Source organism: Pseudomonas sp. EL_65y_Pfl2_R95 (genome assembly GCF_963971045.1).
Classification (GTDB): Bacteria; Pseudomonadota; Gammaproteobacteria; order Pseudomonadales; family Pseudomonadaceae; genus Aquipseudomonas.
The window spans coordinates 509,409-530,605 of sequence record NZ_CAXAOV010000003.1; the positions used below are offsets into that span (position 1 = coordinate 509,409).

The 21,197-nt window shown below is 54.9% G+C and carries 18 protein-coding genes; 10 read left to right on the forward strand and 8 right to left on the reverse strand.

Going from position 1 to position 21,197, the window contains the following annotated elements; all coding sequences use genetic code 11:
* Nucleotides 1–88: 88 nt before the first annotated feature.
* Together AACY09_RS13125 and galU are read left to right on the forward strand one after the other, a co-directional pair.
* Nucleotides 89–1,450 carry a UDP-glucose dehydrogenase family protein gene (locus tag AACY09_RS13125; protein WP_339488571.1) on the forward strand — a complete coding sequence of 454 codons (1,362 nt, stop codon included), beginning with the start codon at nucleotides 89–91 and terminating at the stop codon, nucleotides 1,448–1,450.
* A 38-nt stretch (nucleotides 1,451–1,488) separates the two neighbouring features.
* Nucleotides 1,489–2,328 carry a UTP--glucose-1-phosphate uridylyltransferase GalU gene (galU, locus tag AACY09_RS13130; RefSeq protein WP_339488573.1) on the forward strand — a complete coding sequence of 280 codons (840 nt, stop codon included), beginning with the start codon at nucleotides 1,489–1,491 and terminating at the stop codon, nucleotides 2,326–2,328.
* A gap of 130 nt (nucleotides 2,329–2,458) precedes the next feature.
* Here galU and AACY09_RS13135 read toward each other — a convergent pair whose 3' ends face one another.
* Nucleotides 2,459–2,890: a VOC family protein gene (locus AACY09_RS13135; protein WP_339488575.1), complete on the reverse strand. Its 432-nt coding sequence runs from the start codon at nucleotides 2,888–2,890 to the stop codon at nucleotides 2,459–2,461.
* A gap of 86 nt (nucleotides 2,891–2,976) precedes the next feature.
* On the opposite strand from AACY09_RS13135, the gene gorA reads away from it, so the two are divergent.
* Genes gorA through AACY09_RS13150 form a run of 3 tightly spaced genes read left to right on the forward strand, consistent with a single transcriptional unit; the run spans nucleotide 2,977 to nucleotide 5,353 of the window.
* Nucleotides 2,977–4,335 carry a glutathione-disulfide reductase gene (gene gorA / locus AACY09_RS13140; RefSeq protein ID WP_339488578.1) on the forward strand — a complete coding sequence of 453 codons (1,359 nt, stop codon included), beginning with the start codon at nucleotides 2,977–2,979 and terminating at the stop codon, nucleotides 4,333–4,335.
* Nucleotides 4,336–4,349: 14 nt separating this feature from the next.
* Nucleotides 4,350–4,973 carry a trimeric intracellular cation channel family protein gene (locus AACY09_RS13145; protein ID WP_339488581.1) on the forward strand — a complete coding sequence of 208 codons (624 nt, stop codon included), beginning with the start codon at nucleotides 4,350–4,352 and terminating at the stop codon, nucleotides 4,971–4,973.
* Between the two features lie 2 nt (nucleotides 4,974–4,975).
* Nucleotides 4,976–5,353 carry a VOC family protein gene (locus AACY09_RS13150; protein WP_339488583.1) on the forward strand — a complete coding sequence of 126 codons (378 nt, stop codon included), beginning with the start codon at nucleotides 4,976–4,978 and terminating at the stop codon, nucleotides 5,351–5,353.
* Nucleotides 5,354–5,432: 79 nt separating this feature from the next.
* Here the strand turns inward: AACY09_RS13150 and AACY09_RS13155 are convergent, their stop codons facing one another.
* Both AACY09_RS13155 and AACY09_RS13160 read right to left on the reverse strand, forming a co-directional pair.
* Nucleotides 5,433–6,161 carry a DUF4198 domain-containing protein gene (locus tag AACY09_RS13155; RefSeq protein ID WP_339488585.1) on the reverse strand — a complete coding sequence of 243 codons (729 nt, stop codon included), beginning with the start codon at nucleotides 6,159–6,161 and terminating at the stop codon, nucleotides 5,433–5,435.
* Between the two features lie 17 nt (nucleotides 6,162–6,178).
* Nucleotides 6,179–8,281 (reverse strand): TonB-dependent siderophore receptor, encoded by a 2,103-nt coding sequence (locus tag AACY09_RS13160; RefSeq protein WP_445323841.1) that lies wholly within the window; start codon nucleotides 8,279–8,281, stop codon nucleotides 6,179–6,181.
* Nucleotides 8,282–8,558: 277 nt separating this feature from the next.
* On the opposite strand from AACY09_RS13160, the gene AACY09_RS13165 reads away from it, so the two are divergent.
* The gene (locus AACY09_RS13165) at nucleotides 8,559–8,765 is read left to right on the forward strand and encodes a hypothetical protein (RefSeq protein WP_339488589.1); all 207 of its coding nucleotides are present in this window, start codon (nucleotides 8,559–8,561) and stop codon (nucleotides 8,763–8,765) included.
* A 139-nt stretch (nucleotides 8,766–8,904) separates the two neighbouring features.
* Here AACY09_RS13165 and AACY09_RS13170 read toward each other — a convergent pair whose 3' ends face one another.
* Nucleotides 8,905–9,915, reverse strand: a complete 1,011-nt coding sequence (locus AACY09_RS13170) for a DUF2955 domain-containing protein (protein WP_339488591.1) — start codon at nucleotides 9,913–9,915, stop codon at nucleotides 8,905–8,907.
* Nucleotides 9,916–9,985: 70 nt separating this feature from the next.
* Nucleotides 9,986–11,047, reverse strand: a complete 1,062-nt coding sequence (locus tag AACY09_RS13175; RefSeq protein WP_339488592.1) for an HlyD family secretion protein — start codon at nucleotides 11,045–11,047, stop codon at nucleotides 9,986–9,988.
* A 143-nt stretch (nucleotides 11,048–11,190) separates the two neighbouring features.
* Between AACY09_RS13175 and AACY09_RS13180 the strand changes: the two genes are divergently transcribed.
* Nucleotides 11,191–12,126 (forward strand): LysR family transcriptional regulator, encoded by a 936-nt coding sequence (locus tag AACY09_RS13180; RefSeq protein WP_339488594.1) that lies wholly within the window; start codon nucleotides 11,191–11,193, stop codon nucleotides 12,124–12,126.
* An 18-nt stretch (nucleotides 12,127–12,144) separates the two neighbouring features.
* On the opposite strand, the gene AACY09_RS13185 is transcribed toward AACY09_RS13180, so the two are convergent.
* Entirely contained in the window at nucleotides 12,145–13,350 is a 1,206-nt protein-coding gene (locus tag AACY09_RS13185) for an MFS transporter (protein ID WP_339488596.1), read from the reverse strand.
* A 185-nt stretch (nucleotides 13,351–13,535) separates the two neighbouring features.
* Here AACY09_RS13185 and AACY09_RS13190 point away from each other — a divergent pair, with 185 nt between their 5' ends.
* Entirely contained in the window at nucleotides 13,536–14,456 is a 921-nt protein-coding gene (locus AACY09_RS13190; RefSeq protein WP_339488597.1) for a LysR family transcriptional regulator, read from the forward strand.
* A gap of 283 nt (nucleotides 14,457–14,739) precedes the next feature.
* On the opposite strand, the gene AACY09_RS13195 is transcribed toward AACY09_RS13190, so the two are convergent.
* Both AACY09_RS13195 and AACY09_RS13200 read right to left on the reverse strand, forming a co-directional pair.
* Nucleotides 14,740–17,025 carry an ATP-dependent DNA helicase gene (locus AACY09_RS13195; RefSeq protein WP_339488598.1) on the reverse strand — a complete coding sequence of 762 codons (2,286 nt, stop codon included), beginning with the start codon at nucleotides 17,023–17,025 and terminating at the stop codon, nucleotides 14,740–14,742.
* Nucleotides 17,022–18,677, reverse strand: coding sequence for a VRR-NUC domain-containing protein (locus AACY09_RS13200; protein WP_339488599.1), 1,656 nt, complete (start codon nucleotides 18,675–18,677; stop codon nucleotides 17,022–17,024). Before AACY09_RS13200 ends, AACY09_RS13195 begins: the two co-directional genes overlap by 4 nt.
* Before the next feature lie 218 nt (nucleotides 18,678–18,895).
* Here AACY09_RS13200 and AACY09_RS13205 point away from each other — a divergent pair, with 218 nt between their 5' ends.
* Nucleotides 18,896–19,801: a LysR family transcriptional regulator gene (locus AACY09_RS13205; RefSeq protein WP_339488600.1), complete on the forward strand. Its 906-nt coding sequence runs from the start codon at nucleotides 18,896–18,898 to the stop codon at nucleotides 19,799–19,801.
* Between the two features lie 178 nt (nucleotides 19,802–19,979).
* Nucleotides 19,980–21,185: an MFS transporter gene (locus AACY09_RS13210; RefSeq protein WP_339488601.1), complete on the forward strand. Its 1,206-nt coding sequence runs from the start codon at nucleotides 19,980–19,982 to the stop codon at nucleotides 21,183–21,185.
* Nucleotides 21,186–21,197: the final 12 nt, after the last annotated feature.

Below are 21,197 nucleotides of genomic sequence, written 5' to 3' on the forward strand. Positions count from 1 at the left end.
CTCACTGTCATCGCTTCGCCATGTTTTAGTCACAGGCTTGCCATTCAAGTTCGCTCAAATCGTCGTATTGCTATAGGGAGATTGGACGATGCGAATTTGCGTGATAGGCGCTGGGTATGTGGGCTTGGTTTCAGCAGCGTGCTTTGCTGAGATGGGCAATCAAGTTATCTGTATTGAGCGTGATGCAGAGCGTTTCAATCAACTTAAAGCAGGGCGTGTGCCGATTTTCGAGCCCGGTCTTGAGCAAATGATTGCCGCTCACCTAGGCAATGGCCAGTTGAGCTTTACGCAAAACTTTGCAGAAGGTATACGCTTGGCTGACGTGATCTTTATCGCCGTCGGCACCCCGAGTGGCGAAGACGGTTCCGCCGATCTGACCCATGTCCTCAATGTTGCCGACGAGCTTGGGAATCATATTCAAACACGGTGTTTGGTTGTCGATAAGTCTACGGTGCCTGTAGGGACAGCTGAGCGGGTGGCCCAACGTATCAATCGCCAGCTTGCTGCGCGCAATAAGAAATTTCAGGTCAATGTCGCCAGTAACCCCGAGTTTCTTAAAGAGGGCTCGGCTCTCGAGGACTTTATGCGTCCGGATCGGGTGATCATCGGCTGTGATGATGCTCAAGACACCCAGACCCTGCGACGCTTATATGCCCCCTTTATTCGTAATCATGAACGAATACTGAGCATGGGGGTGCGAGCTGCGGAGTTCAGCAAATATGCTGCCAATGCATTCCTGGCCACGAAAATCTCGTTTATCAATGAAATGGCCGGGCTCTGTGCGCGCTTAGGCGTGGATATTGAAGAGGTGCGCCGCGGAATTGGCAGCGACAAGCGTATTGGTACCCACTTTATTTATGCAGGGTGCGGTTACGGCGGATCTTGTTTCCCCAAAGATGTTCGCGCCCTGATCCGCACTGCTGAACAGGAAGGTATCGAGCCTGGTATCTTGCGTGCAGTCGAAGCCCGTAATGCGCTTCAGAAAACCTTGCTGTTTCAGGCAGTGCGCGAGCATTTTTCGGGCTATATGCAAGGCCGGGTCGTGGCGATCTGGGGATTGTCCTTCAAACCTGGCACCGATGACCTGCGCGAGGCACCCAGCCTGGTGCTGATTGATGCATTGCTGGCCGCCGGCGCTACAGTCCAAGCCTGTGATCCAGTCGCAACCGCAGCAGTGGCAAAGCGCTATTCAATGGAACTGCAACGGGGTCAGCTAAGTCTAACCGACTCACCCTATAATGCAGCCCAAGGTGCTGATGCGCTGGTCTTGGTGACTGAGTGGAAGCAATTCCGGCAGCCAGACTTCGCACGCATTCGCAGTTCGATGCGCATGCCGGTGCTATTTGACGGGCGCAATATTTACGATGCAAAGCAACTTGTCGAACTTGGTTTTTTATACCGAGGCATTGGCAGACCGCAGCAAGGCAGTTGTATGGTTAGTGCGGCCTGATAGACTAAGGTGCTTTCAATTTCCATATATGGAGTCCCATGATTAAGAAATGCTTGTTCCCTGCAGCCGGTTACGGCACACGTTTTCTCCCGGCCACCAAAGCGATGCCAAAGGAAATGTTGCCAATCGTGAACAAGCCGCTGATCCAGTACGGCGTCGAAGAGGCGCTTGATGCTGGCTTGTCAGAAATTGCTATGGTGACAGGACGCGGTAAGCGTTCGCTTGAAGACCACTTCGACATCAGCTACGAGCTTGAGCACCAGATTCGCGATACCGACAAAGAGAAATACCTGGTTGGCATTCGTCGCCTGATTGACGAGTGCACCTTTTCCTACACCCGTCAGGTTGAGATGAAAGGTCTTGGCCACGCCATCCTCAGTGGCCGACCCCTGATTGGCGATGAGCCCTTTGCCGTGGTGCTGGCCGATGACTTGTGCCTCAATCTTGAAGGCGACGGCGTTTTGGCACAGATGGTCAAGCTGTACAACCAGTTCCGCTGCTCGATCGTGGCGATTCAGGAAGTGCCCGCAGACGAAGTTCACAAATACGGTGTTATTGACGGTGAAATGATCCGCGACGACATCTACCGTGTGAACAGCATGGTAGAAAAGCCGAAAAAAGAAGATGCACCGACCAACATGGCTATTATTGGTCGTTACATTCTGACGCCGGATATTTTCGACCTGATCGAACAAACCGAGCCGGGCAAGGGCGGTGAGATCCAGATCACCGACGCCTTGATGAAACAGGCACAAAACGGTTGCGTGCTGGCGTATAAATTCAAAGGTCAGCGCTTCGATTGCGGTGGCGCTGAAGGTTATATTGAAGCCACCAACTTCTGCTTTGAAAACCTGTACAAGGCTGGTAAGTCCAAGTAATTGTAATTACCTGGCTCCTCGCGAGCGCCTGTGCATTTGCGTTGTCCGCCTTCTCGCAGGGTGCGACAACGCGACGGTTTTCCAGCAAGCCCCGGTAGACATCCTCGATATCGGCATTCCTTAGCTGTGATTATCCCGCTTGAGGGATTGGCATTGATTCTGAGCCCGGCCCTAACGGCTGACCGTAGCTGAACTCAATATAATTACCGCCTGGGTCGACAACGCCGCAGTAATAGCCCACTGGATAAGGTTCATCGCGGGGCTCCCAAATCAGGCAATCCGCGTCGCGCGCCTTATTCGCCAGGGCATCGACTTGCTCACGGCTTTCGACTGCAAAGCCAAAGTGCGAATAATCGTTCGTCCCCAACTGGCGCTTCTGGCCGCCAGGCATCAACACCAGAATAAAACTGTGTTCCTTTCCGGGTTCAGCCATCCAGACGATGCGCGAACCTTTGCCTGCTCGCTGGTGAATGACCCGCATGGCGCAAAAATCTCGATAGAACGCAATGCATGCGTCCAGATCAGGCACATGCATGGCGATATGAGTAAGGCTTGGCTGCATAGGAACCTCCATATCATTAGGATAGGTGCTTAAGGCGGTTTGGGTGGCATCTGGGTTATGATTGCGGCTTTATCAGGAGGATAATCATGACTTTCGACTTCGATCTCTTCGTAATCGGTGCAGGTTCTGGCGGAGTCCGAGCCGCTCGATTTTCAGCGGGCTACGGCGCCAAAGTAGCGGTTGCCGAGAGCCGATACCTGGGGGGGACCTGCGTCAATGTGGGTTGCGTGCCCAAGAAGTTGTTGGTCTATGGTGCCCACCTTGCCGATGAATTTGAACAAGCCAAAGGCTTTGGTTGGAGTGTCGGCGCGCCCTCATTTGACTGGCCAACTCTGATCAGCAACAAAAATACCGAGATTAATCGCCTCAACGGTGTTTACCGCAATCTGCTGCAAAACAGCGGTGTAACCCTGCTTGAAGGGCATGCGCGCATGATCGACGATCATCACGTTGAGTTAGACGGTAAGTGCTACAGCGCAAAAAACATCCTGATTGCCACCGGTGGGTGGCCCAGCATTCCCGATATCCCCGGGCATGAGCACGCCATCGGCTCCAACGAAGTCTTTTTTCTGGAGCAGTTGCCGAAGCGCGTCATTGTTGTCGGAGGGGGTTATATCGCTGTTGAGTTTGCGTCTATCTTCAATGGCATGGGTGCGCAAACGACTCAGTTGTATCGCGGCGATTTGTTCCTGCGTGGTTTCGATGGTTCAGTGCGCAAGCATCTGCAAGAAGAGCTGACAAAGAGCGGTATCGACCTGCAATTCAATGCTGACATCAGCCAAATTGAAAAGCAGAGCGATGGCAGCCTCCTGGCTACATTGAAAGATGGTCGCACCCTGGCAACCGATTGTGTGTTCTACGCCACTGGGCGTCACCCGATGCTGGATAACCTAGGCCTTGAAAATACCTCGGTTAAGCTCGATAAGCGCGGTCATATTGATGTCGATGAGCATTACAAGACCAGCGCCGAGTCTGTATTTGCGATTGGCGATGTGATCGGCCGTGTTCAACTCACTCCCGTGGCTTTGGCTGAAGGGATGGCCGTGGCCCGCCAGCTGTTCAAGCCTGATGAATACCGCAGTGTCGACTACGACATGATACCGACAGCGGTTTTCAGCTTGCCGAATATCGGCACCGTTGGCTTGACCGAAGAGCAAGCGCGTGACAAGAAACACAAGGTCAAGATCTACGAAAGCCGCTTCAAACCCATGAAGCTATCGCTGGGCGAGTCGACCGAGCGTACCTTGATGAAGCTGGTGGTTGATGCCGATTCGGATCGTGTTCTGGGCTGTCACATGGTCGGGCCGGATGCCGGTGAAATCATTCAGGGGCTGGCTGTCGCGCTCAAAGCAGGCGCTACCAAAGCCATCTTTGACGACACCATTGGCGTTCATCCAACGGCGGCTGAAGAGTTTGTGACCATGCGCACCCCCGTCTCCGAGTAATTGATGCGATGACCATGGCGCAGTTGTTTTATGCGGCCGACCTCTTTGGTGTGGCCGTGTTCGCTATCACCGGAGCGCTCATGGCGGGGCGTAAGTCGATGGACCTGTTCGGTGTATTGGTGATCGCCATCATCACGGCCTTGGGTGGCGGCACGCTGCGTGACGTCATCCTCGGCAATCATCCGGTGAGCTGGATTCGCGATGACACCTATATTCTGGTGGCGTCGATTGCGGCGGTCGGTACTGTCGTTTGGGTTCGGCTAACCCAGCCTATTCATGAAAAAGGTCTGCTGATTGCCGATGCATTCGGTTTGGCCGTTTTTACGGTGTATGGCACTGAAGTCGCGCTGCAGCATGACCTTCAGCTCAGTACGGCAGTGATCATGGGGGTTATCACCGGCGTTGCAGGTGGCGTCATGCGCGATATTATCTGCAACGAGATACCCTTGATTTTCAAAAAAGAGATCTACGCGACTGCCTGCATTGCCGGCGCATTGATGTTTATCGCCCTCAGGGCTTTGGCCACACCGCCTTGGCTGGACACGGGAGTGGCGATGCTCACGGTATTGGCAACCCGGCTTGCAGCGATTCGCTGGCATTTCTCTTTACCAAGGTTCCACCTGCTAGACAGGGATTAATTGTGATTGAACGTCTGGATCATCTGGTCTTAACCGTCGCCGATATCGATCAAACCGTCGATTTCTATACCCGTGTCTTAGGTATGCGTCATGAAACCTTTGGCGAAGGCCGCAGCGCGTTAGTCTTCGGCCAGCAGAAATTTAACCTGCATGAGCAGGGCAGAGAGTTCGAGCCCAAGGCCAAACGGCCAACGCCAGGGGCCATTGACCTGTGCCTGATCACAAATTGGCCCAGCGACAAGGTACTGATGCATTTGGCAGAGCAGGGCGTGAGAGTCACCGAAGGCCCGGTGAAGCGCACTGGGGCAACTGGGGCAATCGAGTCAGTGTATTTTCGCGACCCGGACTTCAACTTGATTGAAGTCAGCCATTACCTCTGAATCGACCGCAATCCGAGCTTTTTACAGCCAGTTTTAGCTTCTGGTCTGGCGCCTGATTCAGACGCCAGCGCCTGAAAATCTATTCGTGATGGGCTTCGCCGACGAAGGTCAGCGAGGTGAAAAATCCCTGCTCGGTGATGTCTGGATTGTTAGCAACGGGCACCACGGTCTGTGCAGTAATTACATTCAATCCTGCATTTCTGACCATGACCTGCGCGCGACCTTGGGCGTCAGTTTCAGCGCTGACCACATCGGGCGCACTGCGATAATCGCCAATCAATTTGATCCCGGCCAACGGCTTGCCATTGAGTTTGACCACCACCGGCAATGCGTTGCCCGGACCAACAGTCAGGGGGTCAACCTGCGGGACGATCACCAGCTTCAAGCGCTCCAGTTTTGGCAGTTTTGCCCCCTCGTGGTAGATCGCCAGGCTGTACTTGAATGTTTGGGTGGAGGCAATCGCCCCTGGAACTTTCGAGCGGCCCTGATTGATCCATTGTTTATCGGCAGTTTGTGACCACATGCCATTGTCCAGTGCCACGGCCATCACCGCTGGTGGGCTGAGCGGTTGTAGGCGAGCATGGTCGCTGAGCCGTTCAACGGTTACCGGGATCATCTTGCCGTTTACGCTGTAGGCCCAAGCGCCGCTGATTTTGTTGGCCTTGAAGGCATTATCTTCAGCGCCATGGCCATAGATTACCTCGATATTTCCACGGCGTTGTTCTGTCCATAAACCGTGGGCAATGGCCTCGCTGGCGAAGATTAAACCCAGCAGAGAGAGTGACAGGGCCGCAAGCTTGCGATACATGAGAAATCCTTAATCGATTAGAGGTTGAGTGACAGGCTGAGGCTGACATTACGTGGCGCACCGGGGCTTACCCAGTAGCTGCTGTAGGAGCGCTCGTAATAATTTTCATCAAAGATATTGTTGAGGTTAAGGCCGACTGTGAGCGTTTCACTGGCCTTGTAATGGGCCAGCAAATCGACGGTTTGATAAGCGCCAAGCTCAAAGTCGCTACCGGCTTCGCCAGAACGATCGCCGACGTAACTGTAGGCCGCACCAATATCTGAGCCGCGTAAGGCGCCGTCCTGAAACTCATACACACCCAAGACACTGCCGCTGCGCTTTGCAACGCCCAGCAAGCGGCTGCCCGTTGGAATGGTGCTATCGCCTTTAGTGACCTCGGCATCGATATAGGCGAACGCGCCAATCACGCGTACGGCGTCGCTCAATTGGCCGGCAAACTGCAGATCCATCCCTTGGCTTCGTGCTTCACCTATTGCACGGCTGGTGTCAGTCGAGGGATCCAGCGCCAGTACGTTTTCTTTTTCGATATAAAATGCGGCAATGGTTGCGCTTAAACGCTCATCGAACAACTCGGTTTTAAAACCTACTTCGTAGCCAATACCTTGTTCTGGATCGAAGCCTTTGCCGCTCGCATCCAAACCGCCATTGGGTTTAAACGAGGTGGAGGCGTTGGCAAAGACACCCACTGCAGGCGTCAACTGATAGAGCAGGCCGCTTCTGTAGGTGACTTCGTCGTGACGCTGCTGGCTGGTTGCGTTGGTTGTGTAGTCATCGATCTGTTGGTCAACATGTTCAAAGCGTGCGCCGATCAGGCCCCGTAACTTTTCACTGAACACAATTTGGTCCTGCAGGTTCAATGCCTGACTTTTTACCTGTTCATGAAAGTCAGAACCCAGGCGTGCGCCGTCAGGTTTCGGCTGACCGTATACAGGTTGGTAAATATCAATGGGGTAGGGTGCACCCGAGATCGTGGTAACCCGCTCATCCTTGCGGTAGTTTTCATACTCAGTGCCGATCAACAGTTCGTGTTGCCAACTGCCAATATCAAACAAACCGCGCAACTCGAGTTGGGTGATGCTGTCATGCCAACTGTTGTCGCGCTCACGGTAGCGCCGATTGACGCTGTGACCATCGGCATTGAGTGGCCGCGCTTCGCTGGCAAACCCGGACAGTTCACCTTGTTTGTAGTGACTGGCCAGCCGCAACGACCAGCTCTGATCAAGCTGATGCTCAAGCGCTGCCTGAATCATGTTGTTGTCATTGTCGATGTCGCCATCATTTGGCTCACCGAGAAAAGTTCGACGCGACAGGCCACTGTCGTCAGTGGTGGGCACAACAATGCCGCGGTCAAAGGTTGAACTGTGCCGAACAAACTCAGTTTCGACTAAAAGCGATGTGTCAGGATCGATCTGCCAGCTGAATGAAGGTGCCACGAACACGCGCTTGCTGCCGACGTGGTCGCGAAAGCTGTTGTTGTCCTCAAGCGCAATATTGACCCGCGATAGGACTTGGCTTTGCGGATCAAGCGGTGTGTTGACGTCCAGGGTCGTGCGGTATTGATCCCAGCTCCCGGCGCTCGCCTGGAGCGTGGTAAATGCATTGTCCTGCGGTTTTTTGCTGACAATATTGACCGTGCCACCTGGGTCACCACGCCCGTACAAACTGGCCGCCGGGCCTTTAAGCACCTCAATACGCTCAATATTGGCGGCGTCAGGTGTAGCGGGGTAGCCACGGTTGGCGCTAAAGCCGTCCTTGTAGAATTCCGAGGTGGCAAAGCCGCGAATGCTGTATTCAAACAGGGTGAGGCCGCCAAAATCGTTCTGCTTGGAAACACCACCGGCAAAATCCAGCGCCCGCTCCACATCTGTACTGTTCAAGTCTTGCAGCACGCTAATGGGGATCACGCTGATGGACTGGGGAATATCCCGGATCGCGCTATCGGTTTTAGTGGCACTGGCAGTGCGGGTTGCCTTATAGCCATCGACTGGACCGGTTGCCGATTCATAATCGAATTCTGAGGTTATGGTCATGGCCTCAAGTTGCAGGCCTTCTTCGGCGAAGCTGGCATCGCTAAGCAACCCCAGTGTTAACCCAGCCATTGAAGCAATTTTACGTCGCATCACATCTCATCCTTGTACGGGATGTAATACTATAACGTCACATATACTGAAACGTTGTAACAGCTGAGGTTACTAAATGTGTCTGTGGGCGCTGAAGGCAACGGAACAAAGTGGGTAAAGGGTGAAGCTGCGCAGTGGAACCCAGGCTGAGCTTGGCCCATCGACTAATTGTTGCATTTTGGGTAATAGTAATTTGCTGAACGGCTGATTTTTCTTTTAAGACCTCGTTATTACACTGGGCGCATGTTCATCTGAACCCAAACGTGAGGATCGTAAAATGAAGCCGTACCTGATATTTGGCAGCACATTGTGTGCATTTATCCTGCTTTTTTCGCAGTTTAGCCAAGCAGAAGAATCTGTAAGTTTTGTTGCGCGAAATGAACGAGTCCAAGAGCAAGCCGCTGACGCTGCTCAGCGCGAGGCATTGGCCAAGCAATCGCAGCCAACCAGCAAGCAGCAGTCTCACGCATCTGAAGACAGCTGAGCACGCCTTTCCCCCCGGCGTTGATGGGTAATACTCCCGCTCCTTTGTCGACGTCTTGTTTGCCGCTCAAATTAGAGCGGCATTTTTTTGCCAATAATTCGCGGCTGGCAACGGCGACATGGCCCCTGCGTGCGACGGCCTAGTGACTGATGTGTCGCGTCGCTGCGAAGCGGTTGAGCAGGCGGTGCACCACAAATACCGTCAGCAGTGTCAGGAGCACGGCAATACACACTGAACTTAGGCGGTACAGTGTGGCGTACATGATGTCATGGTCGGGTGTAAGCGATTGCCCAAACAAAATAGCCAGTGTGGTGAGTGCGCCAAAGCCAACGCCGGGTACCCCATTCTCAAACATATGCCAGCGCGCGCAGAACATGGCCGCAATCCATACCAGCATTAACACCAGCGGCAGAACATCGTAGTGGTTATAGAGCAACAGCATCATCAGCAACGCGATCGCGCAGCCCAGCAAGGTGCCAATTGCCCGCACCCGACCGGCAAAGCGCGTGCCTTTCCAGTGCATGGGAAATAACACCAGAATACTGGCGACCTGGGCAGACAAGGAGTCGTGCAAGTTGAGGCTCTGAAACACGATAAATGACAAGGTCGCGACCGTAGCACCCAGCAGTGCTTCATGGCGCCGACTCGGAAGGTCCTTGTTAACGGGCTGGCGTGGCGCTCTGGGTTCTGTGTCGGGGAACAGATAGAACATCAACCCGGCAATTGCTGCGGCTTGGAGTATTGCCCAGCTGTTGTACCAGAACATGTCGATAACATCGGTCTGCGGATAACTGGCGAAATTAAGTTGAATCGAAAGAAACACCGCGCCCAGTGCACCAAACAAAAACAGTGGTCCTTTGGCCATCATGGCAAATCGATAGAAAAACAGTACAAACACCAGCGGTATGATAATCAGCGGCCGCCCGCCGAACAGGCCGTAGAGCACGGCCACCTCAAGGCTGACGACCATGCCCTGGGCGAAAAACTGGCGAACCAGGTGGGCATTCAAGCTGGGCACCAACCCGAGTAACAGCATCGGGTACACGCAGAAGAATGAGCCGTACTCCAAATTGAGCAGTTTGCAGATCAGCAGCGCCAGAGTGCCGCCCGTGGCGATGCGCAGGCACTGACGCAGATCGTTGCCGCTCAAGGGGCGATGCCCATCCCTGCTTGCCTGAACAGCTGCTGGGTTAGGTGATCCTGAGTGAGTAGGCGCTGCGTTAATAGACATAATGCAGCAGGCTGATTAAACGGATTTGCAACCCGGCGACGGCGGCTACGAACGCGTTGTCCAGCGGAATCAGTTGCACAGTGGCCTTGGCACCGGTGGGCAGGGTAAAGGGCAGGGTATTATCAAGTTGTAGATGCAGGCGTTGGCGCTGTGCATCCCTGACCCAGCGTTCCGATTGCACAGGCGCGGCCAGTTGACCATTGGCTTCAATCTGGCCTTCGCGTACACCCGCATCGAAATGGCTGACTTTGGCCGCAAACAGTTCGCCAGGGCGTGCATCAAACACCACGACAGCCGGGGTTTTCTCGTTGACATAGCGCAGCGCCTTCTCGCGAAAATCAGCGATTATGTCCACGCTGTCCTCAACCATCGCGGCCACTGGCGTACCTGCGCCGACGTAGGTGCCTGGGGTTAGTTGCAAATTGCTAATTACGCCGCTGCGCTGGGCCCGCACCTGTGTGTATTCGAGGTTTAAACGCGCCCGCCTCAGGGCATTACGGGCTTGGCGGACACGCAAATTGTCAGTGTCGTTAGTGCCACGACGTGCCCGTAATTCAGCGGTTTTAGCTTGAGCTGCACTGACCGACGCCAAAGCAGCAAGGCGCTGGGCTTCGAGTGTGTCATAGGCCTGACGTGAGACCAGCTGACGACCAATCAGGCTGTGCATGCGCTCACTCTGGGCAGCCAGATCGGTCAAGTTAGCCTTAGCCGCGTTCACCTCCGCTTGTGCCGCTTTAAGTTGCGCATCCAATTCAATGTTGTCTTGCCCGGCTTGCTCAACGGCCAGCTTGGCTTGTTGCACTTCAATTTCAAAAGGCTGTGGATCCAGGCGAAACAGTAATTGCCCTGGCTGCACATGCTGATTATTGGTGACTGCCAGCTCACTCACTTGGCCCGAAACGCGCGGGGCGATCTTTAACACCGAGCGGGTCAGCTGCGCCTGCGGCGTCAGCGGCATACTCAGATCAGCGCTTAGAAAATAGATAAAGCAACAGGCAAGGGCGGCAATAGCGATTTGAACCGAGCGGGCAAATCGTTGATCTGGTGTCATTAATAACCTCAAGAAGACAAAACATGGGGCAGCAAGCGTGAGCAGCTAAGGCCCGAACGGGCAAATGCTCTAGTATATTTCTCAATGTTTCATGTAAAAATAAGCGAAATAGGTAAAGAACAATTACGTGAAAGGTAATAGTGATGGATGTTTTTCAAGCAATGCGTGTCTTTGCCCGGGTTGTGGATTCCGGCAGTTTTACCGCCGCAGCGCAGCTACTCGATCTCTCTACCGCCCAGGTATCGCGTCTGGTTTCAGAGCTTGAAACGCACTTACAGGCGCGCTTGCTGCAGCGGACTACACGGCGCTTGCGTTTGACTGAAGTGGGCAGTCGCTATCTGGAGCGCTGCCGGCAAATCCTCAATGAAATGGAGGAAGCAAAAGCTGAAGCCAGCGGCGCCCATTTGATGCCTCGCGGGCGACTTAAAGTGCATTCGATCACCGGGTTGGGGACTCAGCTGCTGGCGCCGCTTGCCGCGCGCTATTGCCAGTTGTTCCCTGAAGTGAACATCGACATGACCCTTTCCCAGCATCATCCCGACCTGATTGATGATGGCCAGGATGTAGTGTTTACCATGGCCCGTGCGCTGCCTGACTCTGAGTTGGTGGGCCAATTGCTAGGCACCAATTTCAGCGTGGTCTGTGCGGCGCCTTCCTACCTTGCTGAGCATGGAGCGCCGAGGACCTTGGATGACCTTGCGTCGCATCATTGCTTGCGCCTGATTGACCCGGTTTTCGGTGACAGTTGGACCTTTAATGACAAGGGCGTCGAGCGGGCCATTAGCCTTGGCGAAACCTTTCAGGTCAATGTGGCTGAAGCGATGGCGCAAACAGCCGCAGCGGGATTAGGCATTTGCCTGTTGCCCGACCTCGTTGCTGCCAAGGCTTTTCAGCAGGGCAAGTTGGTCCGCGTTCTGGTCGAACACCAGCTGCATGAGCGCGGGGTGTATGCACTGTATCCGTCGCGGCGCTTTCTCGATGCCAAAGTGCGTACTTGGGTCGAGTTTCTCAAGGAAGAAATCCCCTTGGCCTTTGCCAATAACCGCGCAGTGGTGGAGAACCCAGCGTACTGGGCATAAGTGATCCACCGTGCTCGGTTACAGCTGAGTGGTGAGGCTTAGGCGCTTCATCAGCAGCGCCAGGACAACGGCCAGCGCTGCGATCAAGGTTGCGATAACGCCGAGTGAATGCAGGCCAAACTGGCTGATGCCCAACCCGCCTATAAGAGCGCCAAAGCCGATACCGGCATTGGCCGCTGATACATTCAGGGTCGCGGCCAACGCCTGAGCATTAGCGCCTGCTTGCATCACGCGTACCTGACAGACTGGAAACAATGCGGTGTAGGCAATGCCCCAGGCTGTCAGCGCAACTATCAGCACCCAAAACTCTGTGGCAAAGGGTATGGCGAGGAGCATGCCCGCAGCCAATATCACCAGAAACAGCACCATTGCCCCTAGCGGCGTACGGTCGACCATGCTACCGCCCAAGTAGTTACCGATCATGCCCACAGCGCCAAAGCCCATCAGCCACCACCCAACCTGACTGGCCGGTACGCCCGCCAAGCGTTGCAGTATGTCTGCAAGATAGGTGTAGGCGGTGAACATGGCGGTGAAGGTGATAACCGACAGCAGTACGTGAAGCAGGAAGCGCGGGTTGCGCAGAATCCGGGTTTGTTTATCGGTCGGGTGCTTGTCTGCCGATGCTGGCAACTTCGGCATCAACAGCTGCATCAGTAACGCAATACACAAAGAGACGCCGGCGAGAATCCAGAAACTGCCGCGCCAGCCAACTGTATCGGCTGCCACCGTGCCCAACGGCACACCGAACACCAGAGCGGCTGAAATACCCAAGTAAACATTGGCAACGGCCTTGCCTGCTTTACCCGGGCCTGCCAGTTGGCCAGCTGTTTCACTGGCGGTCCCCCAAAATACGGGTAATGCCAGAGCGGGAATGAACCGCGCCAGGGCCAGCACCCAAATATTGCTGGAGACAGCGGCAAGGACGTTGGATGCGGCGAATACCAGGAGAATGACTGTAAACAGTTTTTTGCGTTCGATAGGGGCCAGCTTTGCCGTAAGTACCGGCCCGAACAGCATCACCGTGAAGGCGAACAGGGTTACCAACTGGCCCGCCAGGGTGATGGATATGTTCAAGTCCCGAGCCAAGGCGGGCAGCAAGCCGACAATGACAAACTCGGTGGTGACAATAATAAAACCGGCGATCGCCATGAGCAGGATCTGCACATGGCTGCCCGATTGACCTGCCTGTATTTGCACGGCATCTGCCGCTGCTGAAGACTGCATGAATTAACTCCAAAACGCGGGGATGCACAGGAAAGAGCCGCAAGCTAAGGCACTGGGCAGTGACTGGCGAGCAAGGCCTGGATGCGGGTTGCATCTGAGTTGATATAGCTTATTGGAGAATTGAGCGTATATTTCAGGCATTAATGACCGAGTGTTCTGAATTCAATTCATGAATTGGTGAGTGAATGTTTTCATCTGAAAGGCTCAAAGGCATCGACGTATTCGTTAGCGTGGCGGATCTTGGCAGCTTCACCGCAGCCGCTGAACGCCTGAACCTGAGCAGTTCTGCAGTGAGTAAAAGTATCGCGCGACTTGAGGGACGCCTGGGCGTGCGCCTGTTTCAGCGCACCACGCGGCGTTTGTCACTGTCTGAAGCCGGTGAAACTTTCTACCGCACCTGTACAGCCGTGTTGTCTGATCTTGAAGAGGTCGAATTGGCGCTGACCTCCGAACAGTCGGAGCCGCAGGGCAGGGTGCGTATTGATTTACCGGCATCATTTGGGCGTTTGCATGTGTTGCCTCTGATCCTCGAATTCGCTAAACAGCATCCACGCTTGCACCCCCATGTGTCCTTCTCCGATCACTTTGTTGATCCGGCGCAGGAAGGCATTGATATCGTCATTCGCATTGGGGGCCCAGATGCCTGGGCAGCTAATGTGGGGCATCGGTTTTTTGGCGCACAACGGCTTATTTTCTGCGCATCACCTGAGTATTTGAGTGCTCACGGCACACCGCTGTCTGCCGCGGATCTTGATCATCACCAATGCGTCGGGTACGGGCAGAGCGATGGCGCCGTTGGCCCCTGGTATCTAAAAGGCCGTCAGCCGGGCGACATGGAACGACGGGTGATGAGTGCGCATATTGCTGTTGGCGACGGCGAAGGCGAGGTGATGGCCGCGCTTGCAGGCCTTGGTATTGCACAACTTCCGACCTGGTTGACCCAATGCCACTTGGATGCGGGCACATTGGTTGAAGTGCTGCCGCAACTGGCTACGGATAGCTTGCCGATGAATCTGGTTTGGTTGAAAAGTCGTGAGCGCTTACCCAAGGTGCAGGCCTTACTGGAATATCTTTCTTGCCGGCTTGAACCATACGGCAGCGCATAGCAGCGGGAATAATCAGTACAGCGATCAGCCTTCCACCAACTCGGAAGGCGTCAGCCATTACCTCGGACTGCTTGCAATGTAATCAAACATTTACTTGAGAACTCATGGGCATACTTTTAACAAATGGTAAGCAAGTCACTATCCTGGGCGTTTTTTATGGTGGACAGGACCTCGAAGCTGTTTTGCAAATTGAGCTGGTCGATTAGCACGCAGCAGGCTTTAAGGTGAAAGCGCCGGAAATCATCATATTATTGGACATAGCGGTTCGTCAGGCCGGGCAGCGCTATGCAGGGCTCAGTGGCAAGCGACAACGATCAACCTTCCACCACGTCGGTAAAAGCTTGCGTATAACCGGTTGATTGAAGCGATCATCAATCAGATAGACCACGCCCTGATCCTGTACGGTACGAATAACCCGGCCCGCCGCCTGAACCACCTTCTGCAAGCCCGGATACAGGTAGGTGTAGCCATAGCCGTTGTTGCTGCCAAACATCGCTTCCATACGCTGTTTGACCTGCTCATTGACGGGGTTGATCTGCGGCAAGCCCAATGTGGCGATAAAAGCGCCTATCAAGCGGTCGCCAGGGAGGTCGATACCCTCGCCGAATGCACCACCCAAGACCGCAAAACCAATGCCGCGACTGTGCGCCGTAAAACGGTCAAGAAAGCCTTGGCGAGCGGTTTCATCCATTTGCCGGGACTGCTGCCAGACCGGGATATCGGGATGGGCTTGGCGCAGCTCGTCAATAGCCGCTTGCAGGTAGCTGTAACTGCTGAAAAAGGCCAGGTAGTTACCGGGTTTGTCGGCGTATTGGCGGGCGATAAGTGCCGCAATGGGGGCCAAGGAGTAGTCGCGATGGGCGTAACGGGTGGACAGGTTACTGATCGCTTGGACCTGTAATTGTGCTGCGCTGAAAGGTGAATCAACATCAATCCATGGGGTTTGTTCTGGCAGTCCCAACAGGTCGGCATAGTAGTTAGCCGGGCTCAGCGTGGCTGAAAACAAGGTGCAGCTGTGCGCATCTTCAAATCGCGGGGCAAGGAACGGAGCGGGCACGATGTTGCGAATACACAGGGTCGAAACCGATTTGCCGGAGCTATCCTCACGGCTGATATCAAACAACGAATGAGGGCCAAAAGCCTCGGCAAGCCTGCAGAACAACATGGCATCCAGATAAAAATGCAGCAGCTCGGTGGCATTGCCTGCGGGTTGTTCACTGAGGTGATCGGTCAGGGTAGTGACAGCTTTTTGCAACGCCATCACAAACAGATCAGGCGCGGTTGGGTAAACCTGATACGCAACTTCCTGCTCACGCTCCAGCTGACGCCAGTGTCGGCTAATGCGATCAAGCGGGGCTTTCATCACCTTGGGCGCGATCATGCGCAGCGCTTCAAAGCGCTGCTGGTTGAGCTCTGCGGTGTACATGCCGCGTGCCCGTTCAATCAGGTTGTGGGCTTCATCAACCAGCAGGGTAATGCGCCATTCGTTGAGCACTGTCAGCCCATAGAGCAGGCCGCCCATGTCGAAATAGTAGTTGTAGTCGCAGACCACAACATCCGCCCACCGGCACAGCTCCTGACTCAGGTAATAGGGGCATACCTGGTGCGACAAGGCCACCGTGCGCACGTTGTCATGATTAAGCCATTGGCCGTCGAGAGCGGCTTGACGTGCCTGTGGCAGACGGTCATAAAAGCCTTTGGCCAGCGGGCATGAGTCGCCGTGGCAGGCTTTGTCGGGGTGCGCACAGGCCTTGTCCCGCGCTACATGCTCAAGCACTCGCAACGGCATGGCTTCTTCCTGGCTGCGCAAGGTGTGCAGCGCATCCAGCGCCAAGCGTCTGCCCGGCGTTTTGGCCGTCACGAAGAATAAGCGATCGAGCCTTTGTGCAGGGAAGGCTTTGAGCTGCGGAAACAAGGTGCCCAAGGTTTTACCGATACCGGTGGTGGCCTGGGCCATCAGGCAGTGACCATCACGGGCCGCTCGGTACACGGTATTGGCCAGTTGGCGTTGGCCGCTGCGAAATTCGGCGTGGGGGAACTTCAGGCGTTGTAACGATTCATCGCGGCGCTGGCGGTGCAGGCGTTCGTACTCGGCCCAGTGGATATAGCGGCTGCATTGCAGTTCGAAGAAGGCCTGTAGCTCATCGGCGCTGACGGTCAGGTGAAACGCTGTCTCATGCTGCGTCAGCACGTTGAAGTAGACCACCGCCAGATTGATCTCAGGTAAATCACGCTCAGCGCAGAGTAGCCAGCCATAGACCTTTGCCTGTGCCCAATGCAGCAAGCGGTGATTCTCGGGAATACGACTGATATCCCCGCGGTGGGTTTTGATTTCTTCCAGCAGGTTTTGATCCGGGTCATAGCCATCGGCCCGGCCGCGTACCAGCAAGCCTTGGTATTCGCCGCTCAGCGCCAGTTCCGGGTAATAGCCCGGACCGCGTCGTGCCACCACAATGGCGTGGCCGGTCATGCCTTCTTGTGCGGTGGGAGAAGGGGTGAAACGCAAATCGAGATCGCCGACCTTGGCCGTGAACTCGCACAATGCGCGTACCGCGACCTGATATTTCAAGCGTCAGCCCATTGCACATAGCAGACATCTACCGGCATACCGTGCTCGGCGCAAAATGCCAGCCAACGTCGTTGGTTGTCCTGCAAGCGATCCCCCGGGCCTTTGACTTCGATCATTCGATAGCGCTTTTCGGCGGGCCAGAACTGAATCAGATCAGGCATACCTGTACGGTTGGCCTTGATGTCCAGCAGCAAGCGTTTAAACCACGCCAGCAGATGCGCAGCAGGCAGGCATTCCAGCGCGTACTCCAACAAGTTCGGGTCCAGAGCAGCCCAAAATACAAACGGCGACTGAATACCAAATTTATCGGCGTAGTTTTGCCGGATCAACTCTTTATAAGCCTCGGATTCCAGATGCGCCAGGCTATGGGCAAACAAAGCCTCGCGCTGCGGGTAGAAGTCACGGCTGAGCAAATCAACCGGGCCGGTATGAAACGGGTGGAAGAATGCGCCTGGCACCGGGGCGAAAATAGCCTGCCAGCAGAGCAGCCCGAACAAGCTGCAGATCAGGCTGTTTTCAACATAGTGCACCGGCGCATCAGGCTGCGTAAGGTGCTGCACCACTGCGAATTCGACCCGCTCGAACTCAGGCTTAGCCAGCAGCAAATCAATTCGATCTGGGCTGGTCGGCTTGGTTTTAGCAGGCAGCGGCTGACCCAACTGCCGGCAAAGCCGGGTAAAGGCCCGCGCTACCGCTTGTGCTTCAGCATCGTTTTCCGGGGACTGCATGGCTTCAAGGGTGAGTTCATAGGCGCGTTGGTGCAGCCCGAGTCGCTCCATCACCCTGATTTGGCGCAAGCGAGCACCGACATAACGGCAGTCTGTGTAGAACGCCAATGCGCTTTCCAGCTGTGCTTCACGCTCGAGTTGCTGACCCATACGGAACAACAGCTTATTGCGCCGTGCCGCGAGAAAGCGGCTGTCGCAAGTTAACCCGCTGATCTGTTGCAAAATGGGGTCAATGGCTTCGCCCGCCTCGAATTGCACACGGCCCGCCTGTAATTGCAGGTAGCAATCAACATCTGCACGGCTGCGAAAGGCCCGTGAGTCGACTGAAAGTTCGACTTGTTCATAGCGGAAGATGCCAAGTTCGGCGAGGACGAATTCTGACCAATCCTGGCGCAGGTTGCCAAAGAACATCAGGCGCAAGCGTTCAGACAGGTTATCGATGGTCAGGGACAGGATCTGTTCATCACTGGTCGGGCACCACGTTGCAAAGTTACGGGGCTCAGCGTGTTCATCGGCAAGCCGTTCGAGTAGCTGGGTTTTGCCCATGGATTTTTTCAGCGCAATGGGTGCGGTGCCGGACTGCGCCAAGTGCTGGACAATTTCATCTTTGCGTAACAGCTTGAATAACTCATCGAGACTAAGCGCTGCGTCAGGTTCGATCCAGCCCGCCGCCAACAGGGGCTGCGCGGCCGCATGACTGCAGGTGATCTCTTCATAGCTCAGCTTACTCAGGCGAAAATGCCGGCCTTTACGCATAATCATGCGCACCAGCAACGCCTGAGAGGCAGTGTCTGTGGCTAGGAATTGCTCAATAAACCGAGTTTCCGAGGCATCCAGCAGATCGCCATAGCGCTGTTGCAGCCACGTCAGTGCCTGATGAAAGTTGGACAAGTAATAGAATCTGGGATCGAGTTGCGACTGCATGGACGTGCCGGTTGGTGTGAACTGCCCCAGTTTAACCTTCAACTGTTTACATATACAGTGTCACCTGTCAGCGATCCTCAAACATAAAGCGCTTACAACTCTGGGGCCTCGGTTGACGCTGATTGTGATCGCTTTAAATCAGCTTTAGCGAGTTTAGTTAAGCGCCGATGGCCAGTTAGCGCTAACTTAGGGGCTCCGGTGCGTGAGGGGCGGCAAACGTGGATAAACTCTTGGCGATGCGCATGCTTGTGGAAACGGTCGAGGCCAAGGGCTTTTCAGCCGCCGCGCGCAAGCTTGAGGTGGCGACATCCACAGTTACCCGGCTGGTTGACTCACTTGAGGATGATCTGGGCTGCGTCCTACTCAACCGTTCCACACGGCAGATCAGCCTCACTGACGCCGGTGCTGCTTACTACAACCAGGCCCGCGCGATTCTAGAGGCTGTTGCGGATGCCGATGCTCAGGTCAATGACCAGGGCGATGAGCCTGTGGGCGTGTTGCGGGTGAGTGTTCCGGTTGAATTCGGCCGCAGGGTTATTGCACCCCATCTTCACACCTTGCTTTCGCGTTATCCGCAGTTGGAAATCAATTTGACCTTGAGTGATGAGATCGTTGATTTATTCAGCCAGCGTATCGATCTGTCTGTGCGATTGGGGGCGGCTTTGGTCAATGATGATGTGGTCAGTCGCAGCATTGGCCATTTTCAACGATGGGCCATTGCCAGCCCCGAATATTTGGCTGAACAACCGCCACTGGAAAATCCAACGGATCTTTTGCACCATCAGTGCCTGACTTTTGATTTTGGTAACGGTAAGCAAAGCTGGGTGTTTCAATGCGGTAATGAACCGCTGAATGTCGCTGTCCACGGCCGGCTGAGAAGTAATAATGCTGACATCCTGCGCAAGGCGGCACTCGAAGGATGTGGCATTGCCTTGCTCGCTGATTGGCTGGTCAAGGCTGACGTCAGTGAAGGTCGCCTGGTTCGTCTTTTTGCGGCCTATCAGGTATCGCCAGGGCAGGTGAGTTCAAGCATAAATGTGTTGTACCTGCCCAATCATAGGTTGTCGACTCGGGTGAAGGTCTTTATCAATTTCCTTGAGGAGATCCTTGCGAAAACGGCCTGAAGCCGCACTTGGATCATTGCGCTGTACGCAATGCTGAGTTGCGACGCCGGCCCATTCTCCAGCTCGCCCGTACGCACTATCGTGGTAGCCGATCAATTAACAACCTTTGGTCTCTGGCCGGCTTGGCGATCGATTTGCCGATGCCGGCCCCTGTACCTATTACCAAGAGATATCAGCTATGAGTGAAGCAACGACTGTGCGGCCATCGGCGACGTCACAAACCTTGACCGGTGGATTGGTTACGCTGTTTGCCTTCTGCTGTGGGGCCATTGTCGCCAACCTTTACTACGCACAACCCATTGTCGAGTTGATCGCTCCGGATATCGGGCTTTCTTCAAAGGCTGCCAGCTTTATCGTTTCGCTAACCCAAATTGGCTACGCCTTGGGTTTGTTGCTGTTGGTGCCCTTGGCCGACCTTTTTGAAAATCGCCGGCTGATGATTGGCACGGCATTGATTGCCGGCGCAGGTTTGCTAGCAGCGGGATTGTCGACCCAACCCAGCGTATTTCTGGCGCTGTCATTGCTGATCGGATTCAGCTCGGTTTCAGTGCAGATGCTTATCCCATTGGCGGCACACCTGGCACCCGAATCAAGCCGGGGCAGGGTGGTTGGCAATATCATGGGCGGTTTGTTGCTGGGCATACTGCTCGCTAGACCGGTATCAAGCCTGGTGGCAGATCACTTTGGCTGGCGCACGGTATTTATCGGCGCGGCAGGGGTGATGCTGGTGATTATTGTGCTGATGGCGCTGACCATTCCCAAACGTCAGCCTAGCCATAAGGCCTCTTATGGCAACCTGATGGCTTCGCTGCTGACACTGCTGCAAAAACAGCCGGTGCTGCGTCAACGGGCGTTGTATCAGGGGTTGATGTTCGCAAGCTTTAGTCTGTTCTGGACTGCTGCGCCCATCGAGTTGATGCGCCACTATGGTTTGTCGCAAAGCCAAATCGCACTATTTGCCTTGGTCGGTGCGATAGGGGCCTTTGCTGCGCCCATTGCCGGACGACTGGCGGATGCCGGTCATACCCGACACGCTTCACGGGCGGCAATGATCATTGCTGGCGGCGCGTTCTTGATCGGTTGGACCGGGCCCGGTTATAGCGTGATTGGCTTAGCCCTGACCGGCGTGCTGCTGGATTTTGCCTGCCAGATGAATATGGTGCTGGGCCAGCGAGCCGTTTATGCCCTCGATGCAAATAGCCGCGCAAGGCTTAATGCGCTGTACATGACCACTATCTTTATCGGTGGCGCCATTGGTTCGGCAATCGCCAGTCCGCTTTATGAGGCCGCGGGATGGCAAGGCGTGGTAATTGCTGGCGCAGCCTTGCCCCTGTTGGCTTTGTTGATATTTGTATTAAAAGAGCACGGCCGCCGCCACGCCTAGACATCGCCATCA

Excerpts from the sequence above, each read along its gene's own strand:
- AACY09_RS13175 (WP_339488592.1), bottom strand. The coding sequence starts at position 11,047 with ATGACACCAGATCAACGATTTGCCCGCTCGGTTCAAATCGCTATTGCC.
- AACY09_RS13160 (WP_445323841.1), bottom strand. The coding sequence starts at position 8,281 with ATGCGACGTAAAATTGCTTCAATGGCTGGGTTAACACTGGGGTTGCTT.
- galU (WP_339488573.1), top strand. The coding sequence starts at position 1,489 with ATGATTAAGAAATGCTTGTTCCCTGCAGCCGGTTACGGCACACGTTTT.
- AACY09_RS13185 (WP_339488596.1), bottom strand. The coding sequence starts at position 13,350 with ATGCAGTCTTCAGCAGCGGCAGATGCCGTGCAAATACAGGCAGGTCAA.
- AACY09_RS13155 (WP_339488585.1), bottom strand. The coding sequence starts at position 6,161 with ATGTATCGCAAGCTTGCGGCCCTGTCACTCTCTCTGCTGGGTTTAATC.
- AACY09_RS13210 (WP_339488601.1), top strand. The coding sequence starts at position 19,980 with ATGAGTGAAGCAACGACTGTGCGGCCATCGGCGACGTCACAAACCTTG.
- AACY09_RS13145 (WP_339488581.1), top strand. The coding sequence starts at position 4,350 with ATGGCGCAGTTGTTTTATGCGGCCGACCTCTTTGGTGTGGCCGTGTTC.
- AACY09_RS13135 (WP_339488575.1), bottom strand. The coding sequence starts at position 2,890 with ATGCAGCCAAGCCTTACTCATATCGCCATGCATGTGCCTGATCTGGAC.
- AACY09_RS13190 (WP_339488597.1), top strand. The coding sequence starts at position 13,536 with ATGTTTTCATCTGAAAGGCTCAAAGGCATCGACGTATTCGTTAGCGTG.
- AACY09_RS13200 (WP_339488599.1), bottom strand. The coding sequence starts at position 18,677 with ATGCAGTCGCAACTCGATCCCAGATTCTATTACTTGTCCAACTTTCAT.
- AACY09_RS13165 (WP_339488589.1), top strand. The coding sequence starts at position 8,559 with ATGAAGCCGTACCTGATATTTGGCAGCACATTGTGTGCATTTATCCTG.
- gorA (WP_339488578.1), top strand. The coding sequence starts at position 2,977 with ATGACTTTCGACTTCGATCTCTTCGTAATCGGTGCAGGTTCTGGCGGA.
- AACY09_RS13180 (WP_339488594.1), top strand. The coding sequence starts at position 11,191 with ATGGATGTTTTTCAAGCAATGCGTGTCTTTGCCCGGGTTGTGGATTCC.
- AACY09_RS13125 (WP_339488571.1), top strand. The coding sequence starts at position 89 with ATGCGAATTTGCGTGATAGGCGCTGGGTATGTGGGCTTGGTTTCAGCA.